A 22,928-nucleotide genomic window follows, 5' to 3' on the forward strand; every position below is an offset into this window, starting at 1 on the left:
ATTACGGCGTAAGACGCAATGGAATCGCTCGCATGTGCAAACTACTTTTTATAAACATACAAAAAAGTGTTAAGTACATAATCGTACTTAACACTCTAGTAATAAAGTATAATTGCTAATTGTCCGTGAAGAACCGATCAAAAATTTGATAAATAGCAGAAAGACCAATGAGCCAATAAATAGTGTCCACAAGCGCCGGCATAGAACCAAACCATTTCTCAACTACATTGTAATCTAACGCTACAAACAACCAATTCAAACCGCCAAGAATCACCAAAATTACTGTAAGGTAAGACAAAAATTTCATTATGATTGCCCCCTAGGTGATAAGATGGTGAAAGGCCTTTCACTAGAAATATATGTGGTAAAATTCAAAACTTACCTATTTAATAAAAATTATTTTCGGTACCAGCCGTTAATAACTGCCTCTGCTTCTTTACTATGTATTTGATACGCATGCGTACTATTATGAGAGCCAATAAACCAAATTGAAAAACCTTTAAAATATGGTTTTGGTTCTAATACATCTCGGTAAGCACGCCATCCGTTTAATTGTACGTCCTTTGAAAACACATTAGATACATCTGGATTCCACGGATTTTGTAGTCCAAGTTCACGTGCTGGAACATTAAATCCACCAAAATAAACCGGTTTTCCTGTTGCATTATGTAATTGTTCTAACTGCTGCACAACATTTTGCCCACGATTATATACTGTTGTGGCAAATAAACTTTGCTTCACTTCTTCGTATGATGGATTTCTTTTTCCTGAAACTTCAAACCAACTATCAATACTTACAATATCCACCTTTTTTAAATACGGACGATTGATTTTCTCTATAAACTTCGCTTCATAAGATGGATCAAAGCTTGCTGTTAACCACCAATTCATTTGATACAAAACATTTCCTTTATACTGCTGACGGACGAAATCAATCGTATCGCTCCAATATCCTTCTGCATATTCCATATTCACAAAATTAGAAGCAATCTTGAGCCCGTACACATTGTATTTACTTGTAATTGAATTAAAGATGTCTTGTAGAATAACCGTTTTCCAATTCCAGAAGAAATCATTAATATTACTCGGATTCCATTCCGTTTCCCCAACATTTCCTTGCTGAATATATGGGAACGGTTCCACGATAACTTGAATATTACGCTTTAATAATTCTTGAATTAAAAGAATAGCCTGTTGCTTTTGCGCTTGATTAATTACCATGTTCGTAGAAGTTACATTCGGAATATCTACCTGAATCGGTACATTTACTGTATTTAAATTTAAGCGCTCTACATCAGCTAACACTTTCGCCACATTTCCAACTTCCCATACCGTTACATTTCCTGATTTGATTTTTCCAGATTGAACAGTATTTACATCTGCCTGTACATTTCCTTGAAAACAAAAAGAAAACAACATAATAAACACCCCTAAAAAACTTACTAAACTCTTATTTTTCTTCACAACTTTCCTCCTATAATTTTTGGCATTCTTGCTTATTCTATACAATGTTTCACATATATTCCACAAGAATATTTAATGAAATTTCATCAATAAAAATGCTATTCACCCTTTATCCATATCTTATTCATACTAACCTCCTAAAAATAGTAATGTAAATAAAAAAAGAGCGTATTTCCGCTCCTTTTTTATCTTTTTACAATTGAAGTTATTTAATTTTTTCTGATACCCTAACCGAATCTACTTTTTCGTATAATTAAATTTTTATACTCAGAAATGTATCAAAAAATTTTTATCTATATTCGCTTTTTGTTTGTATTACTTTTATATTTACTTCATTAGATTGTTTAATATCATTTTTAAATTCTTATTTGACTTTTTCTATATCAGCTGCAGTACCACTAACTAGAATCCCATCGACTGGTTGTCCTGGACCCTGCACATAACGTTTTACTCCTAATCCTAATCCTATAAAAATAGCAATAACCACCACATAACTTATAATTTTTTTCACTAGAATACTCCTTTAATTAATGATTTATATCTGGATTATAGATGTGATTTTTTCATAAGTTAATGACTTCTATCTAACTATCTAACTTCTAATCTTACAATATTGTAAGATTAGAAGTTAGAACGTGTATATTTTATGTCAGAAGACCTTCTACTCAATTTGTGTGATGTTGGGATAGCGTTAGTAAATAGATGGGAGATACTGTCGAAAAAAGATAAAAATGACTCGATTATTTTTCGTTTGATTATATATAATGTAAAATGTTTATATATAATCAAACGAAAATACAATTTATCTACTTTTTTTACAAAAACCAAACAAAATTGATGAATATTATTAATACCTTGATCATATATAAACATTTATGTAAAATGTTTATATATAATCAAACGAAAATACAATTTATCTACTTTTTTTACAAAAACCAAACAAAATTGATGAATATTATTAATACCAATAACAACATGAACCAATACAGAAATCATACTTTCATAAGTGAAATACTAAAAAAGTGAAAATAAAACAATATGGATCCTTTAAAAAAGTTACAACCCTATGAAAAACAAGATTGTAACCAAAAATAGCTTGAAAAGAGGGAGAAAATTATGGAACAAAGGAAATATTCAGTAACACCTCAAGATCGAATGAATTATATACTTGGTCTTTATTCCGCAAATCAACAAATTAATGCCGTTCTTTATTTTCCTATAGGTATATCAAAAAAAGTACTTGAACAATCAGTAAGAATAACGTTACAATTACAGCCCGTTTTAAACAGCCGTCTTGTAGAAAGTGATATGCCTTACTGGGAGGAACATTCATCTAGTACTAACTCACCAATTTGTTTTTTTGCAGAAGGAGATGATCAAAATCTTGAAGTGATGGCAATAGATTTTATAAAGGAATCTGGAGATCCTATTCAAGGGCCTATGGTTCAGACAAAATTATTACGAGGCACTTCAACAAATATATTAGTTGTTAAATTATCTCATCTTTGTTCAGATGGTGCTGGAGTCAAGGAATATATTAATTTGCTGGGAGCAATTTATACTCACCTTTCTCTGGGACAGTCTAAGGATGAAATTATAAAGAGATTTAATGCAAAAAATGAGGGTTTTCGCGATCAATCACCTGTATTCAAATATACTGGAATAACAGACATAAAAAGTGCGTATCGTCCCAGCCAAGAACAACAAGCAGCATTATGGTCTTTTCCATCTCAACCTAACAAAAATGCTTATCCAAAAATGTCCGTGCGACGGTTAAGCCGTGAGCAAACTCTACGTTTAACCCTATGGACAAAGGCACAACAAGCTACCTTAAATGATGCAATCCTGACTGCATACTTCCGCTCTTTATCACATTTCGCTGTGTATGCAGAACCTCGTACCGCAGAAAAAATGGTTGGTTTAACAATTGATTTACGCCGATATCTCCCTAATCATACAACTGGTTCAATTTGCAACTTATCCGGGATGGAAATGCCAGTGATTAAAATGGAAAATGATGACTCATTTAATCAAACTCTAGTTCGAGTCAAAGAATCAATGGATACAATAAAATCTCAAAATCCAGGTCTTTCTTCAGCCGCAGGAATGGAGTTACTGGCAAGTAAAAAGCTATCTGAAGTTAAGGAAATGTATAAACAGCAATATGAACGGGCTTTACAAATGGGAATGGCTTTACCTTTACTTACTAATTTCGGATCGATAGCTAATGAACCTATTAAGTTTGGTGAAGTTCAAGCTCAGGACGGGTATATAACATCACCAATTATGTATGCACCATTCTTTACAATGGGGGCAAGCTCTTATAATGGAAGACTTACATTTACAATTGGTTATCATTCGCCAGATACTACAAAAGAAAAGGTAGAGCAATTTTTAGAAAGTGTGGTCAATGAACTATCAAAATTGTAACGGGAGTATCACCCTAAGCTCAATAAGTTAAGTTTATAAATCTAGCCAAGAAGATTCCTTCCTCAAGGAACGCGAAGTGAGTATGTGAGAGATAAACTGGCTTCGGACATAGGATATAAGGAAGCCAGTTTAGTTGTTCGCCATACATGGGGTACCGGCCCATTCCCATTAACCTAAGAAAACAGATGTGAGATACTTTAAAATATTAGCTTGATGCACATGGTTAGGCGCCCTCAAATGCTTGGATTAAAATCATTACAAACAGCTTAAAAAAAATGCTGCAATAGAAGTTATGCATATAATCAAAAAAGGACAAACTATCCAAGGTGAATAGTTTGTCCAAAACCATAAACTCTATGGTTTAACAATATATAATTCAGTTCCGCTAAAAGTCTTTTATTCTCTTTTCATATCCTACTATTTTTGCATCCGAACGAACAATAGAGAATTAGAATAATGACTTAATACTTGCTAGAACAGTAAGTATTCCTATAACAATTACAAATACATTACTCATTTTCCCTTTGTATTTAGCTAGTACTGGTACTTTATTGATTGCATACATCGGTAATAGACATAAGATAGCAGCAACTAACGGACCGCTAAGGGCATCAATGATTCCAAGAATACTTGGATTTGTATAAGCAACATACCAGCATGTTAATACGACAAAAGTAAGAATCATTGTCTTAACTGTTTTCTCTCCTAAATCTTTCCCACGTTTTTTACCGGACTTAATAATCATGTCACGCATTACCTCATACGCTCCTATATAATGGCCAAGGAAAGACTTTGTAATAGCCACAAACGCAATGATAGGAGCCGCAATAGTAATTACTGGCGAATTAAGCTCATTAGCAAGATATGATAGGATTGACAAGTTCTGTTCTTTTGCCACCTTAAGATCATCTGGAGTCAAACTTAAAGTACTGCTCCAAACAAAGAACATAACAACAACGAATGTCATGATATAACAAACTTTTTGTATTTGAGCACACTTGGCATCAGTAGCATCTATTCCATACGTAGCTCTCTGTTTCATAACGAATGACGAAATCATAGGAGAATGATTAAATGAGAATACGATGATTGGTAGTATCATCCATATTGTTCCAAAATATCCTGTTCCAGTTGAAGCAGTAGAAACACTTGAAAAACTTAGCATTGACGTATTCCACTGTGGAATTAAAGATATTGCGATAAAAAGTAGAGAAACAATGAAAGGATATACTAGCATGCTCATTATCTTTACAGTAATATCTTGACCAAAATTTAGTATAGTGATAAGACCGAGTACTAATACAAGCGATAAAATGGCCCTTGGAGGCTCCGGCATGTGCAATTGATGCACAATAAAACTACTTGCAGTATTTGTAAGTGCAGCCGAATACATTAGCACGATCGTATAAATTGAAACGAAATATACAATGTTAAAAATGATACTTGCCTTATTTCCGAAATACTCTCTTATTGTACCTGTAATCCCCTCATCGGCAGAATTAGAAGCATATATCATTTTAGCAAGTGCCCTATGTGAATAATACATAACAGGATATGCAAGTATGGTAATTAACAGCAATGATAATAAACCACCTGAACCTGCATTAATAGGTAAGAAGAGTACTCCTGCTCCAATTGCTGTTCCAAATAAACTCAATGCCCAGGTAGTATCCTGTTTATGCCACTTTTTAGGGTCTAGATATTTCTCATTTTTTACTGCAGTATTATCAACTTGAAATTCTATGTTTTTTGCAGTATTCCCATTCATATAATAATTCCTCCTAGTTTTCTATTCTTACTTCTCTATTTAAGGCATCGGAATATAGACCGTTCTTGAAAAATGAATTGCTTACAAAGTGCGCCACATCGTATATCCTTCTTCTAAGTTAATCAAAATCAAAAAATTGGCGAAGCATCAACCTGACGGGGTTGTTACAAATTATAAAATATCCCAATTATATAGTGGTATATTTTATTAGTAATTCCCCCAATATACAGACATCCTTAGGCGAGCAATAGAGAATAGATTGTTAACTTTTTCACAATATATCCCGTAATTGTTCATTGATTTGATTATTTCTCTCCAAAGATTTTATTTTTAATGGCAATCCCTGTAGGTGTAGCTGCAATTCCACCTAAACCTGTCTCTCTTAATTCGCGAGGCATCTGTCTTCCAACTCTATACATCGCTTCAATAACTTCGTCAGCATTGATGATATTGTTTACGCCGGCTAATGCGATGTCCGCTGCTGCTAAAGCATTTGCCGTTCCAATGGCGTTTCTCTTTACACAAGGAATTTCTACTAAACCAGCGACCGGATCACAAACTAAACCGAGTAAATTTTGTAATGCAATCGAAAAAGCTACAGAAGATTGCTGTGGCGTTCCACCTGCAGCTTCAACCGCAGCTGCAGCCGCCATCGCTGAGGCACTGCCTACTTCAGCTTGACATCCTCCGTACGCTCCTGAAATACAAGCGTTGTTTGCGACTATGGTTCCAAATAACGCTGAAGTAAATAGAAAATGAATCATATCTTCATGACTTAACTGCAACGTATCTTTAATACTAAAAAGGACTCCCGGAATCGTCCCACTCGCACCTGCTGTTGGAGTTGCACAAATAGCTCCTAATGCAGCATTTACTTCATTAACACCGATAGCACTTTGGATCCCTAACACCATCAAATCTCCAGAAAGGGTTTTCCTATTTTCTCGATAGTTTTTAATTTTAACAGCATCACCTCCGGTTAAACCAGTTGGAGAAAATACACCGTCGCCCTCGATACTTTTATTTATAGCATTTTGCATAGTCGCTAAATTTCGTTCCATTTTACTCCAAACTTCTTCATAAGTAGATTTAGTTTGTTCAATTTCCTGTTCAATTGCTAATTCATAAATTGTCTTTTGGCTTTTATTAGCTGCATCCACAATTTCTTTTATGGCCATATACATATTTTTTCACTCCTTAATGTAACTAAAGAATAATGAGCTTAGCTATATTGCTTAAATTTCCTAATTCCTCCTGGACATTACCAGGCAATAGCGAATCCAAAGCGAATGCATATAAATATTTCCTGTTTTCTTCTAAACTATGAAAGTTGTTTATTTCCACATCATATTGTTTAAAGATCCTGCGTAAGACAAATTCAAAGTCAGCTCTTTCGGAAATTGCAATAATGACTGGCAATGGCCCCTGCAGGTCTAAGCTAAATCCGTCGATTTCAACATGTTTGATTTCAATTAATCCACCGCCAACCGAAATCCCCATCGTTCTAATACTTCGATTTTCATCCTCTAAATATACATCTGCCGTATTTGGATGGCCAGCAGGACTATCACCTGCTTCTTCAATAAAGGTAATTTCAATTCCTTTAGATTCTGCTATTTTAATAGCATCTGGCACTTTGCTGTCATCGGCAGCAAATCCTAATATCCCAGCAATAATTGCAAAATCAGTTCCGTGACCTTTATGGGTTTCAGCAAATGATTCATAATACCTTACCACGACTTTTTTTGGAAGACCTTGAAATAATTTATTGGCTACTGTTCCAATAGCCAAAGCACCTGCAGTATGTGAACTTGAAGGACCTATCATTATGGGCCCAATCACATCAAAACAACTTTTGTATTTAACAACCTTTTTTTCTTTAATAGATGCTACATTCATGTTCATATAAGCACCCCCATAATTTATTATTTTTAATTACAGTTGAATCTAAGTTATTAAAATGACTGATTCAAAACAAGATCTAATTGAATGCGCTTTCATTCTCGTGTCAAATACACTTTTCCTTTTGATCACATACCTTTCTTAGAGTAATCATGTGAGTATGTCCAAATTTAAAAGGTTACTTACAATGTCATTAGGATTTTTGCCAAAAAACTAGGTTTGATACTTTCTCTAGAGGTAATAAATTCTTTCTCGACGCCCTCATTATAGCTTGTATATTTATGAGTACAATATTTTTTTATTTTTAGAAAGATCGAATAAACAGAATCTTGAATGGGTAATAGATTACACTTAGCATGTAGCAATTGTGTCCTTTGTTTGAAGCTGTATTAGTTAGTAGAAAAGCAAAAATAACACAGAGTTCCTTTCATTAACACATTGATTATATTGGAAAATCATTATAATGATACTTATATTATCCTTTGTTGAAACATTTAATTTTGGACATGAAAGCTGTTGCAATAAATGATTAATATAGATAGCAAGTAATAAATTAATGAACTATAAAATCATTTTTGAATATTAATCATTAATTTTGAATTAATATTCATTGTCAGAAAAAAGGAACTTCTTTTTTTATAATCTTAACTTAAAGTGATATTTTGGTAATATCCAACAATTTACACCATCCCCTTTACAGTTATGGAAACCCTAATTAGATTTAAAAAGAGAGAAGAGCTCATCGATGCTCCTCTCTCTTTTTTATTTACTTAAGATTACTATTCAAATTGCTTATTGCATCTTTAAGCTGACTTTTAAATTATAAACTTTAATTTCCATACTTCTTTACAAGCCGATAAACGAAAAAAGTATATGTTCCTTCAAAATTAAGTTATAAAAGAGTAATGTTTTCCTGTAACATATTATTCATCCTTCTATTCACAGACAGTACGCTTCCACACTAAATAAAATCTCTCCGTAAACGTCCAATAGCTCTAAAATATACAAAAATTGAAGAATATGAAAAAAACAATCTTATGAGTGCCCTTCTTAGCAACTAAGTCCGCTGCAACTATTATCATTACCCCGATGAATTTTGCCTGTAAGAGGAAATTTTAAGTTCATATTTAATTATTAAAATAAACCGCACCAAAGTTTTCATTAAATCTTTTACACCAAACAGAAACCGAACCATATTCACTTACATCTATCCCTTCAGGAATTTCATAGTTTTGGTCTCCTTTATTTCCCTTTAATTTTCCTAATTCAATATACTGATAGTTTTTCACGTCTTCATTATTTTTTAAGCGATTTGTAGGAACTAATACAACTCGTACATCTGGCCCATTAGATGTTGCAAAATCAGAAAGTCGTAAAACACGTTTTCCATCCGCTAATTGGTAAATTTTTGCCGTTCCAGTTGTTTCATGGACACCGTTTTGAAACTGACCTTCCCTTATTACTCGATCACTTTGTTGCCTTACTTCAGTTGATTGTATCTCTGCTTGTGGCAATGATTCATTTACGTGCTTATCAATAAATAATTTCTCTGGTCGGAACAATGACCATAAAATCCCCAATACAATTATCAAACCACCTATAAGCCATACATATTTTCTTTTCATAAAGTAAAAAACCTCCTGTAACATACTGTGTAGTAGTATGTTAACAAGAAGGTCTTTCATTTTTCTAACGTAAATGTTACAAAAGTCTTTCAGCCGTCTTATTTTTTTACTGATGTGATGGGAAGAGTGAACCAAAATTCACTTCCCTGCTTACCATCTGCGCGATTCCTTACACCAATTTCCCCTTTGTGCATTTCAATCAATGATTTTGCAATAGCTAATCCAAGTCCGGAACCTCCAGATTGTGAACTTCTTGATCGATCCGTTCTAAAAAAACGTTCAAATACGCGTAATTGATCATTTGGAGAAATTCCCATTCCTTCATCCCGCAAAGTGAATTGGACCTGTTGAGTTGGTTTATTTTCCACTACAGTCAATTCAATTGTTCCAGAGATAGGAGAATATCGAATTGCATTATGTAATAAATTACCTATGACCCTTTCTATTTTACAAGGCATAATCAAAAGTCGAGGTAATGTATCAGGGACATCCAATTGCACATGGATTTGTTTGTTTCCTAATAAGACAGAATGTGACTCTAATACATCTAATAGAACTTTATCTAAATGTGTGAAACTTGGGTGAAAATCTACTTGCTCAAACTCTAACTTTGAAAGATCAAATAAGTCGTTAATTAATCCATTTAATCTTTCTATTTCTTTTAAAACCGTTGCTAAGTATTGCTTTTTCATTTCAGGATCTTCAATCAGGTTATCTTGTAATGCTTCTATCATCATTTGCATGCTAGTCATAGGTGTTCGTAAGTCGTGTGAGATATTGGTAATTAGCTCCTTACGAGAGTTTTCCTGTTCCTCTAACTTAGTAAACCCTTCTTCTAATTTTTTTGCCATCTGTTGAAAGGCTGTTGCCAATTCTTTAAACTCACGTGGTTCTTGCCCAATTATATACATCGTTTCAAAGTGTCTATCACTAAATTGTTTCGTCAATTTTATTAAATTTTGTATAGATCTCATGATAGGACGTGTCATTAACCAATAAATAAACGTTGAAATAATGAATGCCACAAATGCAATTACTGTTAATAACCGCGTTTGTTCCGGTTCAAGTAACATTTTCGTATCACTATACCATATAGCAATTACCATAATACTAGTACTTAATAGATTCATGAGTAACAATTGAATACGTAATCTCATGTTTCATTTCCTCCATTTGGCTCAAAGCGATATCCTATACCCCAAACCGTATGAATCCAACGATTCTTTATCGTATGCTTCTCGAGCTTTTCACGTAAACGACTCACTAACACAGTAACTGTGTTTGATGCCCCTTCATGTCCAAAATCCCAAATTAATTCAAGAAGCTGCGAGCGAGAAAATACTTGTTTTGGATGCTTTGCCATGAGATAAAGTACCTCAAACTCTTTCACCGTTAACTCCACTTCCTTATTACAAACAAGTACATATCTTGTCTTTGGATATATTTTTAAATCTGGAAACTCTATCACTTCCAATAAGGATTCTTTCGCTTGTATTTGTACATGGCTTCCTCTTCTTAGTATAATTTGAACCCTTAATACTAATTCACGAGGGGAAAATGGTTTTGTTAAATAATCATCTGCCCCCATTGTTAAGCCTAAAATTCGATCCCTTTCCTCTCCCTTAGCAGTTAACATAATAATAGGGACATTTGATTGTTGACGAATTTCCTCGCATAATTCCCATCCATCTTTTTTTGGCATCATCAAATCTAATATAATTAAATCTGGTTGATGTGTAAGAAATAAATCCCAACCTTCTTTACCATTTACAGCGGTATAAACTTCATATTCTTCTCTTTCTAAATACCGTTTGCATACTTCTCGAATATTTTCTTCATCTTCTACGATTAAAATTCTTTTCTTCATATACTATCCTCACTTCTTTTTCACCAATAACAAAAAATTTTTTCTATTATCCAATAAAAATATCTTTATAGGTAAAGATATAAAAACTAATCACATAAATAAATCAGAATTCCACATTTCACCCTCGAAACGAATGAAAATTCGGAAAATAAATCATGTAATACAGATAGTAATCTTAACATTTGATTACTTATATGACTAGATAAGTATTTAAAATAGTAGTTTCTAAATCATATATAAATTAAAAGGAATGAGTCCGATTCAACATCGAACTCATTCCTTAATAGTAACCTAAATTTTTGCATCTAACTTTTCAGATACAATTCATTTCCGGTTCTCTTTTCAAACTTAGCAACAGAACTGTTACCTATTACTGAACTCTTGATAGATTCCATGCTATAGTATCAGTCCCATTCTCTCCATTACCATATTTCATATAATCGATTAAATATCCTACCTTTAACTTATTACCATTAGATAGTATGTTCCATTGCTTATGGTGTCCAGTGAAATTCTTTGGATATGCATGATTAAATTTAAAAGTACTTGCGTTCTGTTTTTGATCTAAATGGATATAACTATCTTGAAGTTTTAAATATGCATAATCTGAATAAATAGGATTTTGAAATTTAATTAATACCTCTTCATCCTTTTTAATTGGTTTTCCAGGTTTAGGTTGACCTACTCTTTCAATAATTACATTCACTTTTTCATCGCTAGATTTTTCAGCCCAAAGATACTCCCATTTATTCCCTGCATGATGACTTCCCAAATAAGCTGTATTTCCATATGAAGCCACGGTATAAGGAACTCCTTCTGTAACAAATTCACCTGAATTATCTACTACATAATCTTCAAATTCTTTATTAGCTTTAATTTCAGTATCGATCTTTTGTGTAGGCGTTAGATTGTGTGCGTCATTGATTTCAAATGTAACTTTTCTGTGCGCAGCAATTTCAGATTTAATAGGGTGTATATTTTCTCTAGACTCATATGTAAATCCATTTTCACGTTTAACCAGTGTTACTGTTTGTGACGGAGCATTCCATTTCTTACTATAAGTAGTAGGAATATCTTTACTCACTCCAAATAAACCAGGTAAAATTGTTGCCCTAATCTTTTGCGTCACAGAATCATAACTACCTTCTACTAATGTTGGGTGCTGTAGTTTTGCAAAAGCTCCGTGTACAGAGTCTTTATGTAAATAACCGCGATCTCCCTGTCCCGCTTTTAAATCGTTCAATGCATCAGTTCCATTATTAGCTGAAACCACTGATACGTTATTAGTACTTTTAGCCTTGTTTACAATATGATTTACTTTTTTCGTATCTATATTTACCTGTTGAAAAACTTCGTTATAGGATAAAACTGGCCTATCAGCAAGAGATTTGTCTTTAGGAGTATATACCCTAAACTTTGGTATATTTCCTATATCTGTTTCTAATTGTTCAGTAGCTGCATTTACTCTAGACTCATATCTCCCTGAATCCCCCAAATGCATAATTTCTTCACCTTTTTCAATAGATAAATCCATTGTACTTGTAGGTAAAACTTCAATCGAAAGAAGTTCCCCTTGTTCAACAGCTTTCAATTCATCCAAAGATAAGACAATATTCGCATCTGCTTGTCCTTCTAAACTGTCAATTACTACTTCTGTTTTATTCCGTCCACCTTTTTCTGTACTTAAATAGTTTGCTTTATAACGATCTTGTGTTGCCTTTACAGTATTAATAATTTTGTTTCCTAAACGAATATTAAAATGAGGCGAAACATTTTCAGCGGATGCTGTTCCTACATTCTTATATTCCAAATGTACACGTAATTTTGCTGCGTTCGCTGTATCCACAGTTGTTGCAGTAGACCAATCAAAATTATTTGTATAACTCTCCGTTTCCGTAGTTGTTTTTGAATATCCGTATCCCACATTTGCTGAAACACTTCCAGAAGGAACAGGACCGGCTGCTGAGCCTTCTACACCACCTGAACCACTTAAACCTACATTAAATGAATGTTGTGTAGATACACTTTTTTCCCATCCTCTACTAACTGATCCACCATTATTATCCGTAATGGTTGCAATAGGAATTACTTCAATTCGTTTGACACCAATTTGCAAATTCGGCATGTTGGCAACTATCGGATTGAAATTAGTATCAGAATCGTTGTTATAATTCTCAACCTCATACATATCAGTAAAAGGATCACCATCCGTATTTGCATTCATAGGATTCGATATAAATTTTGGTTTCCCTTTATCCTTCTCGGGATCCCATGCTTTCGCTTCATTTTTTCCAGTTTGTGAATTGAATTCAATTTTATATCCATTAATCTCTAAGTCGTTGGAAATACCATCTTTATCCCAATCGTTGTTTGCCATTTCAATGTTTTGTGTAATGAGTGAACCTATTTCTCCATCAGATCCGAGCGTGAAATTCTTATCTTCTTTTTTTACATCTGCATTCTCTTTGAATATTTCAACTGTACCTCCTGGATTCGGTTGTTTTACATCTGCTAAAGCAGGAGATGCTAAAGTCAGTGCCATCGATACACTACCTAATACACTAATTGCTGGCTTCAATTGTTTCATTGTTATTTTTCCTCCTTTGTTTCTAGATCCATTAGAACACCTACTAGTAAGATTAATTTCATCATATATAACAAATCTTTCTTTTCTCTCTCATAACTGTTAAAAAAGTCTCTCGTAAATATTACAAAACACTTACAGAGTTTTTAAAAGCCATAAAATATATATATGAAACATCAAAAAGCCGTAATATGAAGAATCGATTACAATATATACAAAAAAGCAGCTAGCCAAAGCTAACTGCTCACTAACTTACAAAATTTCAGTAAAAGAATGTATTAATTTTGAAGTGTGCAAATTGGGAGAGTGACTTCAACTATAGTCCCCTTATTCACTTCACTCTCAATAAATACCTTCCCCTGGTGTGTTTCAATAATTTTATAACAGACCATTAATCCTAAGCCGATTCCCTCTTCCTTAATACTGTAAAAAGGTTCTCCTAAATATGGTATACGTTCTTTTGGAATCCCACATCCTTGATCGATAAAGCGAATCCTTATTTGATTATTATCAAGTTTATCAAATTGAATCAAAATTTCTCCTCCTGTTGGCATGGATTCAATTGCATTTTTTATAATATTAACAAATACTTGTTTTAATTGATTTCCTTCACATGGAATCAGTGGAATACCAGGTGTAAAATCAATTCTAATTTTTATATTATGCATCATTGCTTGAGGTTGCAGTAGCATTAAAACTTGATCCATTAGCACACTAATATCATTAGGTTGTATCTTTACCACCTGTGGTTTGGCTACCGCCATAAATTCATTAGTAATACTTTCTATACGCTCAATCTCTGATGATACTATATTTATATAACCCCGATTATTCTCAGTTTCCGTTGATTTTAGTAATTGCATAAACCCTTTCATTGCGGTTAATGGATTATTAATTTCATGAGCCATTGCAGTCGCTAATTGTCCTACGACAGCAAGTTTTTCAGATTTCCGTAGTAATTCTTCTGTTTTTAGCCGTTCAGTGATATCACGAGAAATACTTAGGAAAACTTTTTTACCATTTAAGTTAAAAACACGGACACTAAACTCAGTTGTTATTATTTTTCCTGTTGGAAAAACATATTCATCTTGCAAAGTGAAGGAAGTTTGTCCCTCTCTAATTTTTTCTAACAACCTTACAATCATTTTAGAATCTTGTGGTACTACATTTGGAAATGGTAACGAGAGCAGCTCTTCTCTACTATATCCAAATCTTTTACAACCAACAGGGTTTACCTCAATGAATCGACTTGGAACATGATTTTCATTCAGCTCTACTACATATACTGCATCAGTTGCTTGTTCGATTAGTGCACGGTACTTCATTTCACTATCTTTTAATTGTTGGTGTAATCGCTGTCGTTCTCTTTCTGCTTGTTTTCTTTCAGAGATGTCTCTACATATTGCAGATAAAGCTATCACATTTCCTCTTACGTCTAGTATAGGAGAAACTGTCAGACTGACATCAAGAAGACTTCCATCGTTACGTCGTCTAACAGTTTCTAATCTGGTAACTACGGATTCTCCTGTTAGAATTTTCTGAATATTTTTAAGTGATTCTTCCATTAAGAAATCTGGTACACAGGGTAATCTCTTACCTATGATTTCTTGTAATGACCATCCAAATATCTTTTCATAAGCTTTATTTGCTTGTAAAATATGCCCTTCTCGATCAGAAATGGTAATAGCATCTACATTATGCTTTATAAATGATTCTAGTAATTCTTTGGTAGCTCTTAATTCTGATTCTACCTTTTTCCTTTCGGTTATATCGACTATAGAACCAACAACTTCCATAACTTGTCCATTTCGTTTAATCGGCCTAAGTGCAATAAGAATAATCGTTTTATCATCTGGCCAGGGTAATTCGAATATAATTTCTTTCCCTTCCCATGCCTGAAGATAATACTTCATCAATTGTGGAACTAAATGTGGTGGAACAATAGAAGCATCAATAGTCCGTAAGCTTTTCCCTACCACCTGTTCAGAATAAAATCCTTTTTGATAATAAAACTGTCCATCACATAAAGTGTGTATAAAGTGCTTACCCACTTTTTTAAATTTAAAAATCCCTCCTTGAAGCTCATGTACGGTATCTGTGAGTTCTTGCTTGGATTTTTTTAATTCCCGATTCATTTTAGATAAGTCCTGTGTTAAATAATATAATCTCTGGTAGGCTTCCATAAGAAATAGCCCAATTAAAAGCCCTAAAGCTATATATAATAAGCCTCCAGTGTAAAGTAACTTAGTATTAAAGAATACACCAACTAACCACTTTATTCCGACAAAAACAAAAAAATATAAAGATGCACTTTTAAAAGGATGAAGGTTTTTAAAATATGTTTTAAAAGTAACAAATAGGATACCCAAACCTAAATAAGCAATCACAGGAGGTTCCCAGTAACCTCCAATGTAAAAGATACGCATTATAATAATGCTAATTAATGTAATCCAACCAGCAATGCGACCAAAGTAAATAAAAGATAGAATAAGAGGAACAACTCGAAGATCGTAGGAAAATCCCATGTATGGAAAAGAAAAGAGCATCAAAGTAACTGCAATAATCCCTCCATAGAATTTTTCGAAATATCGCCTGGAATGAATCAAAAACACTTGAATAAATATCGCTGCGCTAACTAATAAAGAAAAAATAGAAAGATTGATAAAATAGTCTTTAATAATCATGTAATGTCCCTCCTTGCATTAAAGATATATTCGACAAAAAAACTGAAAATCCTACAAATAGTACAAACAGTTCAGGTGTAAAAAATATAATTCCCTACATGACAGTACATGTAAATAGTATCATTTTGATTCAAATCGAAAACCAGGGAATCTTCCATTTGAACCTTCAAACACCCCAAAAATAAGGTGTTTATTCTCTCTTTTTATTTAAATGTTTTTTATAAATTAATCAATTCCTTCACTATTACAATTCTTCAAATTCCCCAATTTCGGCTTTTCGCTTTAAAAATATTGCAATATCTTTATTACAAGTTGCTCTTTTAATGTATTTGCAATCTTTTGGTTAAGCCATACACATAAAGCAACCAGCACCTTGATTTAATATTCACTTTTTTGCTGTACAAATTCTTTTGCTTTAGCTAGGTGTTCTAGGAAATAAGGAGCCTTATGCCGTTCAATTTTTCACTTAACTTGGTGTCTAGTTTAGTGTACCATCCCCATGCCCATCAACTTAAGAAAATAGATTCACCCCAAAACGAAAATTCTATCCATTGTTGTCTATTAATAACGAGAATTATGTAAATGAGCTGTCCATATGGGCAGCCTATTGTATTTTTTACTTAGGGTGTTTTTATGTAGTGCTTGATGAAAAAGTAAGAAATAATCTTTAATTATGTACATCGCTTTATATTCACTTAGTTCTTTTTGTTTCTTACGTAACAGGAGTTCTCTCATTTTAAACATAGTAGAAGAACATAATAGGATACTAATGAGTTGTCCATAAAGGTGGCATTCTAATCGCTCTTGTTTTTGATGCATATTCATAAAAAGCACGTCACCCTTTCTCATTAACATAAGAGAATAGTAACGTGCTTTTAAGTTTAAGAATAGTCTAAATCCTTAAGTTGATGGGTACAGGGGGGGTACTCCTATTAAAGAAAATTCCCATTCTAGAATTGAAGATACTTGTAAATTTAGTACGAATCTCAGTTGAACTCCTGTTACTTAATTGTCCCCATCCCACCAATTTTCACATTTACCTTGACGTTTACATCGCCCTTTGCTAATTCATTATTCCATTTATTTTGGACTTTTTTCCATTCTGGATATGTGTAAGTTCTTGCATATCTCCCAAGCCCAATAGGATCAATATTGGCAGTTTGTATTTTCTTTATTAATTGCTTGAAATCAGCTTCCAGCTTAGTTTCAATCGCCTTTTGTAATTTTACACCATCCTTTCTTGTATTGAACGAAAAAAGCTGTTCTGTAATGCCGACCTTCATCTTTATATCTGTATTAAATATAAATTTATTATCATATCTTGCCTTTGTCTTTACTTTAATGTTATAGGCAGCAAAGCTTATCCAATCTTTATCCTGGCTATCCGACTTTAGTTTAATTGGGATTGTAAATGAAAAATCACCTGTAGTTCCTTGTTGCAAAATGCGTAATAGTTTGTTTTCATCAGGTTTTAGCGTTAATTTATGCCTTCCTTTTTCATCTAACAAAGCTGTACCTGCCACAAATATTTTATTCGTTTTTTTCATTTCAGTAATATTCGCTGTTACCCCTTTGTCTGCCATTTGTTCATGTAGTTCTTGAAGATTTGTTTTTACTGTGATATTTCTTAAAGAGGCTGTATCAACTAGTTTTGTTAAATATAGAGGAAGACGCGGCTTATCTTTTGGGTTATAAAAGATGACGTCCGAAACAGGTCCATCAACAGCAACAACCCTTGTAGTAACTGTATTTTTGGGGTCTCGTTGAAATGGATCGAGATATTTCATCCAATTTTTTTGTTTCAATAGCCGTTTTCCAACTAAAATCACCTGTGTTTTACTTCCCGAGGTAAGTGCCATAACAGTAGCATCAAATTTGTCTCTAGAATTTCGAATCGTAGCAGATTTCACACCCGTAACTTCTTCTTTTACCTTGGCTTCTTTATTAAAAACAGGACTTGACATGTACACCAATAGATTATTATTACGATCTAAATCGATACCAAGTACAAGAGTAAGGGAAACATCTTCAATATTTGTTTGATCAAAGCATCCAGTCATCATGAACACCGATAACAAAATACAACATAGTACTTTTCTTTTCAATGTATCTTCCCCCAATGAGACTTCTCATATAGCCAGCCATACATCCATAAAATGATAGGTAATATATAGGTTAACCCAATCCCAGCATTCGATAACACCTGTAGTCCCGTTTCGGCTTGATTCCAACTAGGACTAATCCAGAATACGAAGCCGATAATGAGTAATAAGAGAATAACTACATGAGAGCTGTGATCTTGTTTCCCAAGTAATCGGCTTGAACAAAATACAGAACAGAATATTGCAGGAATCCAGCATGTAGAAACAACGGGCAAGTAAGTAGCCAATAAAATCATGTCAAAACGTTCTAAAAACCGAAATTCAATTACTTTAAGTAAATTTAGTACCGGTTGGTTAAATTGCGTAATGCTATCAGGGCTAAAATAGGCAAAGCAAACAATAGTAGCGAATAAATAAAATAACATCGTTAAAGTGTTTGCAATAACCATTCCATGGACTGCATACTGTTTTTTTCGTAAAAAGGGATATAAAAAGAACGCAATGTCAAATCCTAAATAAGCATAGATAGTGGTCGGCACAGCCGTTAATATAGGCTTCCACCCCTCTTTTAAGAGCGGAAAGAATGGCATCCAACTTCCGTTCTCTTTAAGAGGTACCAAAAAAAATAACGGAATCCAAAGCAACATATAAAAAGTAAGTTCGGAGTACCGCCCTATAATACGAGGGCCGTTACGTGCGACAAGAAAGGTAGGAATCGAAAACAAAAAGATAACTAGATAATCAGGCGTTTTTGGAAGAAGCCATCCCTTAAGATAAAGCATAGCGTTCACAAGAACAGTACAAGAATAAAAAGCGAAGTACATCATGTAAATAACAACAAGTGTTTTCCCTATTATTTTCCCGAAAAATCGTATAAGAATTTCGTAAAGTGTGTCCTCGGGATATTTTGCAGCTGTTTTCACAATAAAAACACCTGATATTGTGGAGAATATCCAGCCAATCAATATAGCTATCCATCCATCTGTTCCAGCTTTTTCTGCAAGCACACGTGGAAGAGATAGAACGCCAGTGCCGACCTGCATTCCATTGATTAAAACAATATACTGCATAAGAGTGATGTCATTATAGGCATATTTTTTCATAATTTCACCTTTTGTTATGATTCTTACCTTGTCGAATAGATTGAATAGCTCCTGTACCCTTAGGACGCCTTCTGATTGCCCATAAAGGAAAGCGTATAAAAGTATCTTTCATATCTGCAAAGCGAAACGGTGCTAGCGGTGTTCCATAAGGAGTTCCTAGCGATTCAAGACTGATAAGATGTCCAATTAATGTCATCCACCCGATAACCAGTCCTACAATTCCAAATAATGCAGCTAAGATCATCATGGGGAATCGTAAAAGTCTAACTGCAGATCCCATATCATAGTTAGGGATAATAAAAGAAGAGATGGCTGTAACAGCAACAACAATAATCATAATGTTACTTACAATTCCGGCCTGAACAGCTGCTTGTCCAATGATAATACCTCCTACCATTCCAACTGTCTGACCAATCGGGGTAGGCAGGCGTAAGGCCCCTTCTCTCATCATTTCCAGCGTTATTTCCATAAGTAATGCTTCCATTACTGGAGCAAAAGGTACGCTTGTTCTTGACTCTGCAATAGATAAATAAAGCTCTACAGGAATAACTTCGAAATTAAAGGAAATAAACGCAACATAACTCGCTGGCAAAAATAGAGCAACCAAAAAGGCGATAAAACGAAGTATACGAATAAACGAAGCAACTAGCCATCTTGTACCGTAATCATCCACCCCTTGAAAAAAAGAGATGAAATTTGTTGGAGCAATTAATACATTTGGCGAATGATCCACTACAGTCACAAATCTGCCCTGTAGAATGTGCGATACGGCTAAATCAGGTCTTTCTGTTAACATAAATTGTGGAAATGGTGAGTACGGGTTATCTTCAATGAATTCAATAAGTTCACCTGTACTAGTAACAGCATCAACTGTTATACTTTGAATCCGTGTTTCTAATTCCTTTAGCACATCCTCAGAAGTTACATCTTTTAAATATAAAATAGAAATCTTTGTTTTGCTTCGTAAACCAATTGTTATCTCTTTTATCATTAATTGGCGATGTGGAATATACCTTCGAATCATTGTGATATTTTGAGCTCCGGTTTCTACAAATCCTTGATGCCCACCTTTTAGAGATATTTCGTTATGAGCATCTTCAATACTTCTTTGCGGCCATCCTTTTGTGTCCAATTGATACGCTGTAGTTCGACCGTGAATTAATAAAACACTATCCCCTTCTAAAATAGCATTTTCACTCTGACTCCACGTATTAATAATTTTAATTTGTCCTAATGTAATGGGAAGTTCTGTATTGGTATCAAAATCACTATTCATCAAAGGACTTAGAACATGATTTTGAATCAATTCTTTATCTGTTAATCCAGACAAATATACTAAAGCGGCTTCTAGTCCAGCTCCTGTCATTTGAAACCGTCGAATCACTAGATCAGGTGATTGATGAAATACATTCTGAAGCTCAGCTATATTCTTCGATAAACTAGCTTCTAAGAGAGAGTCTTCTATATTTTTTTGGGGAACAGGAGTATCGTCTCGTATTGAACATGATTTAGGATTTTCTCTATATTTTAACCATTTCAGAAATTTAGTCATGGCTTCCTCACCTTCTATGCACCTTCTATAGTATGTTTAGTATGCATATATGAAGAAAAAATATCCTAATAATTAGAGAGATAACGCCAGACTTATTACTATACAGTTTTTGGTGCATATTTCATAAAGGCAGGTTGCAATTCTCATTAACATAAGAAAATAGTAACCTGCTTTTAACTTCAAGAATAGTGTAAATCCTTAATTTGATGGATGTGGGGTACCGCCACATCGCTATCAACCTAAGCTTATGCAAAGTCAATTTTAGGCGAGATTGCTTCTTTTTTCTAAAGGGCAAGTGTAGGTGATTGAAAGATTTGCATACGAAATAAACCCTAACGGGTTTCACTTTTTTGAATTAAGCGGCTTGATTATCAGACATGGTACAATTGTAAACGACACCTAATATATCAAAGACCGTTTTTTTCTCATATCGATGAGATTTCCGCCCGTTTTGCTGTAGGAGATTGAATAGGCGAAGTAACACCTTTGATAGCTCCTGGGTGTTTTTTTGTATAGTTTGGAATAGAAGAAGAAAATAGTCTTTAATCATATATATGGCTTTATACTCACTAAGCTCTCGTTTTTTCTTCATGAGGAGCAATTGGCGCATTTGAAACATGATAGAAGAACAGAGTAGAATGGCAATCAATTGACCATATAAATGGCACTCCAATCGTTCTGGTTTTATCTTTTTACAATGATGAATTTGAAAGAATGACTTCCAAGTTTTAAATAAAATTTCGATTTGCCAACGCAAAGAATACCAGTCATGTACCTGTCCCATCGGGACAATATCTGTAGGGGTGTTTGTCATATATACATTGATACCACTAAGTCGTTTACTACGAGGAGAATACTTCATTCCTTTCTTTTTTTCTCTTACAGCTCGATCTTGTAATCGTTTTTGTTGCTGTTGTTTTGTTAATCGATGAACAATTACACGAGTTGGCAATTTATCAATCATTCCTACATAAGCATCAGCTATTTCACATGTTTGTCCTGGTGGAAGAGAGTTCATTAACGTCTCCATATCTATCTGTATATACTCTGTACCTTTCTTAATTCTTCCATCTTGAAAATAATCAGGGTTAGGATTTTTTTGATAAATACGTGTATTCGACTTGATACGAGAGATATAGTAGGCCTCTTTATCTTGTATATATTGAAGGTCTTTTAAATGAAAATAACCTAAATCTCGGATACATAAATCATTCGCTGTCACAGTTGGGGCACACAGAGAGCCGTAAGTGCGATCATGTTGTTTACCTGGACCTGTATGAATATGTAGGAACTGTCCACTTAACAAATCATACTCAAGTTGAATTTTTATCCCAGCTGTATGGCTGCATCCTCCTGCACCTGGATAAACCGATGAAAATACATCGGGGAGTTGAAATGCAGTTGAATCTAAAATACGAATACGCTTGAAAACAGAAGTGTATGGAGAAGAAATCGGAATAGATGCGGCCAATTTTTTACTTAGTAGTTCGGCTAGTAGGTGTTGTAAAAATAGGACGGCCGCTTTATTAAATCGTTGATTCAGTCCCTCAGGACTGATGAGTACTTCTGTTGATGCTTCTAAACAGCTAGATAACTGAGTTAAAGAATTCATAGCTACATTTTGGCTCATCCACATACATAAAGCTATTAAATCTTTTGCTTGGTACTTACTGGTTCGTTGTACAAAGCCAACATCTCTAGCAATATCCCGTAAAGCGTTTGGAGATAAAAAACTTTGAATCTCTTGAGCAAATAGTTGTAATTCATTGGATACAGAAATAGACATAAGAAAACGCCATCCTTTCCTATGATTCTACAGAAAGAATAGCGCATTTCTTCATTTTTGG

The 22,928-nt window shown here is 33.9% G+C and carries 15 protein-coding genes and 2 pseudogenes; 1 reads left to right on the top strand and 16 read right to left on the bottom strand.

The genetic code is table 11. The features are described from left to right. Nucleotides 1-115: 115 nt before the first annotated feature. From DT250_RS00440 to DT250_RS31515, 3 genes and pseudogenes are all read right to left on the bottom strand, one after another. Complete coding sequence (locus tag DT250_RS00440; RefSeq protein WP_000670803.1) at nt 116-307, bottom strand: DUF378 domain-containing protein; 192 nt, start codon at nt 305-307, stop codon at nt 116-118. 89 nt (nt 308-396) lie between these two features. Next, complete coding sequence (locus tag DT250_RS00445; RefSeq protein ID WP_098148047.1) at nt 397-1,464, bottom strand: glycoside hydrolase family 113; 1,068 nt, start codon at nt 1,462-1,464, stop codon at nt 397-399. Between the two features lie 367 nt (nt 1,465-1,831). Next, nucleotides 1,832-1,975, bottom strand: a pseudogene (locus DT250_RS31515) (lipoprotein BA_5634 family protein); the annotation flags it as partial. Between the two features lie 605 nt (nt 1,976-2,580). Here DT250_RS31515 and DT250_RS00450 point away from each other — a divergent pair. Then, nucleotides 2,581-3,894 carry a condensation protein gene (locus tag DT250_RS00450; RefSeq protein WP_149212292.1) on the top strand — a complete coding sequence of 438 codons (1,314 nt, stop codon included), beginning with the start codon at nt 2,581-2,583 and terminating at the stop codon, nt 3,892-3,894. A 448-nt stretch (nt 3,895-4,342) separates the two neighbouring features. Here DT250_RS00450 and DT250_RS00455 read toward each other — a convergent pair whose 3' ends face one another. The 13 genes and pseudogenes from DT250_RS00455 to DT250_RS00515 all read right to left on the bottom strand — a co-directional run bounded on the left by DT250_RS00455 (nt 4,343) and on the right by DT250_RS00515 (nt 22,867). Continuing rightward, nucleotides 4,343-5,662, bottom strand: a complete 1,320-nt coding sequence (locus DT250_RS00455; RefSeq protein ID WP_149212293.1) for an aromatic amino acid transport family protein — start codon at nt 5,660-5,662, stop codon at nt 4,343-4,345. 305 nt (nt 5,663-5,967) lie between these two features. Next, nucleotides 5,968-6,846 carry an L-serine ammonia-lyase, iron-sulfur-dependent, subunit alpha gene (gene sdaAA / locus DT250_RS00460; RefSeq protein WP_088063992.1) on the bottom strand — a complete coding sequence of 293 codons (879 nt, stop codon included), beginning with the start codon at nt 6,844-6,846 and terminating at the stop codon, nt 5,968-5,970. A 22-nt stretch (nt 6,847-6,868) separates the two neighbouring features. Next, entirely contained in the window at nt 6,869-7,567 is a 699-nt protein-coding gene (sdaAB, locus tag DT250_RS00465; RefSeq protein ID WP_098857683.1) for an L-serine ammonia-lyase, iron-sulfur-dependent subunit beta, read from the bottom strand. A gap of 1,124 nt (nt 7,568-8,691) precedes the next feature. Continuing rightward, nucleotides 8,692-9,189, bottom strand: coding sequence for a DM13 domain-containing protein (locus tag DT250_RS00470; RefSeq protein WP_002017161.1), 498 nt, complete (start codon nt 9,187-9,189; stop codon nt 8,692-8,694). A gap of 98 nt (nt 9,190-9,287) precedes the next feature. Then, nucleotides 9,288-10,346 (bottom strand): sensor histidine kinase, encoded by a 1,059-nt coding sequence (locus DT250_RS00475; protein WP_137015031.1) that lies wholly within the window; start codon nt 10,344-10,346, stop codon nt 9,288-9,290. Next, nucleotides 10,343-11,056 carry a response regulator transcription factor gene (locus DT250_RS00480; protein ID WP_002017159.1) on the bottom strand — a complete coding sequence of 238 codons (714 nt, stop codon included), beginning with the start codon at nt 11,054-11,056 and terminating at the stop codon, nt 10,343-10,345. The genes DT250_RS00475 and DT250_RS00480 overlap by 4 nt, the downstream gene beginning before the upstream one ends. A 370-nt stretch (nt 11,057-11,426) precedes the next feature. Continuing rightward, nucleotides 11,427-13,643, bottom strand: a complete 2,217-nt coding sequence (locus DT250_RS00485) for a binary toxin-like calcium binding domain-containing protein (RefSeq protein ID WP_149212294.1) — start codon at nt 13,641-13,643, stop codon at nt 11,427-11,429. A gap of 275 nt (nt 13,644-13,918) precedes the next feature. Beyond that, nucleotides 13,919-16,324 carry a PAS domain S-box protein gene (locus tag DT250_RS00490; RefSeq protein ID WP_149212295.1) on the bottom strand — a complete coding sequence of 802 codons (2,406 nt, stop codon included), beginning with the start codon at nt 16,322-16,324 and terminating at the stop codon, nt 13,919-13,921. Nucleotides 16,325-16,924: 600 nt separating this feature from the next. Then, nucleotides 16,925-17,134 (bottom strand): annotated as a pseudogene (locus tag DT250_RS00495) (IS4 family transposase); the annotation flags it as partial. Between the two features lie 191 nt (nt 17,135-17,325). Beyond that, the gene (locus tag DT250_RS00500; RefSeq protein ID WP_044444146.1) at nt 17,326-18,429 is read right to left on the bottom strand and encodes a Ger(x)C family spore germination protein; all 1,104 of its coding nucleotides are present in this window, start codon (nt 18,427-18,429) and stop codon (nt 17,326-17,328) included. Beyond that, nucleotides 18,426-19,529 (bottom strand): GerAB/ArcD/ProY family transporter, encoded by a 1,104-nt coding sequence (locus DT250_RS00505; RefSeq protein WP_044444145.1) that lies wholly within the window; start codon nt 19,527-19,529, stop codon nt 18,426-18,428. Before DT250_RS00505 ends, DT250_RS00500 begins: the two co-directional genes overlap by 4 nt. A 4-nt stretch (nt 19,530-19,533) precedes the next feature. Continuing rightward, nucleotides 19,534-21,081: a spore germination protein gene (locus DT250_RS00510; RefSeq protein WP_088122086.1), complete on the bottom strand. Its 1,548-nt coding sequence runs from the start codon at nt 21,079-21,081 to the stop codon at nt 19,534-19,536. 355 nt (nt 21,082-21,436) lie between these two features. Then, entirely contained in the window at nt 21,437-22,867 is a 1,431-nt protein-coding gene (locus DT250_RS00515; protein WP_149212296.1) for an IS4 family transposase, read from the bottom strand. Between the last annotated feature and the right edge of the window lie 61 nt (nt 22,868-22,928).

Source organism: Bacillus sp. AR2-1, assembly GCF_008368755.1.
GTDB classification, from domain to species: domain Bacteria; phylum Bacillota; class Bacilli; order Bacillales; family Bacillaceae_G; genus Bacillus_A; species Bacillus_A wiedmannii.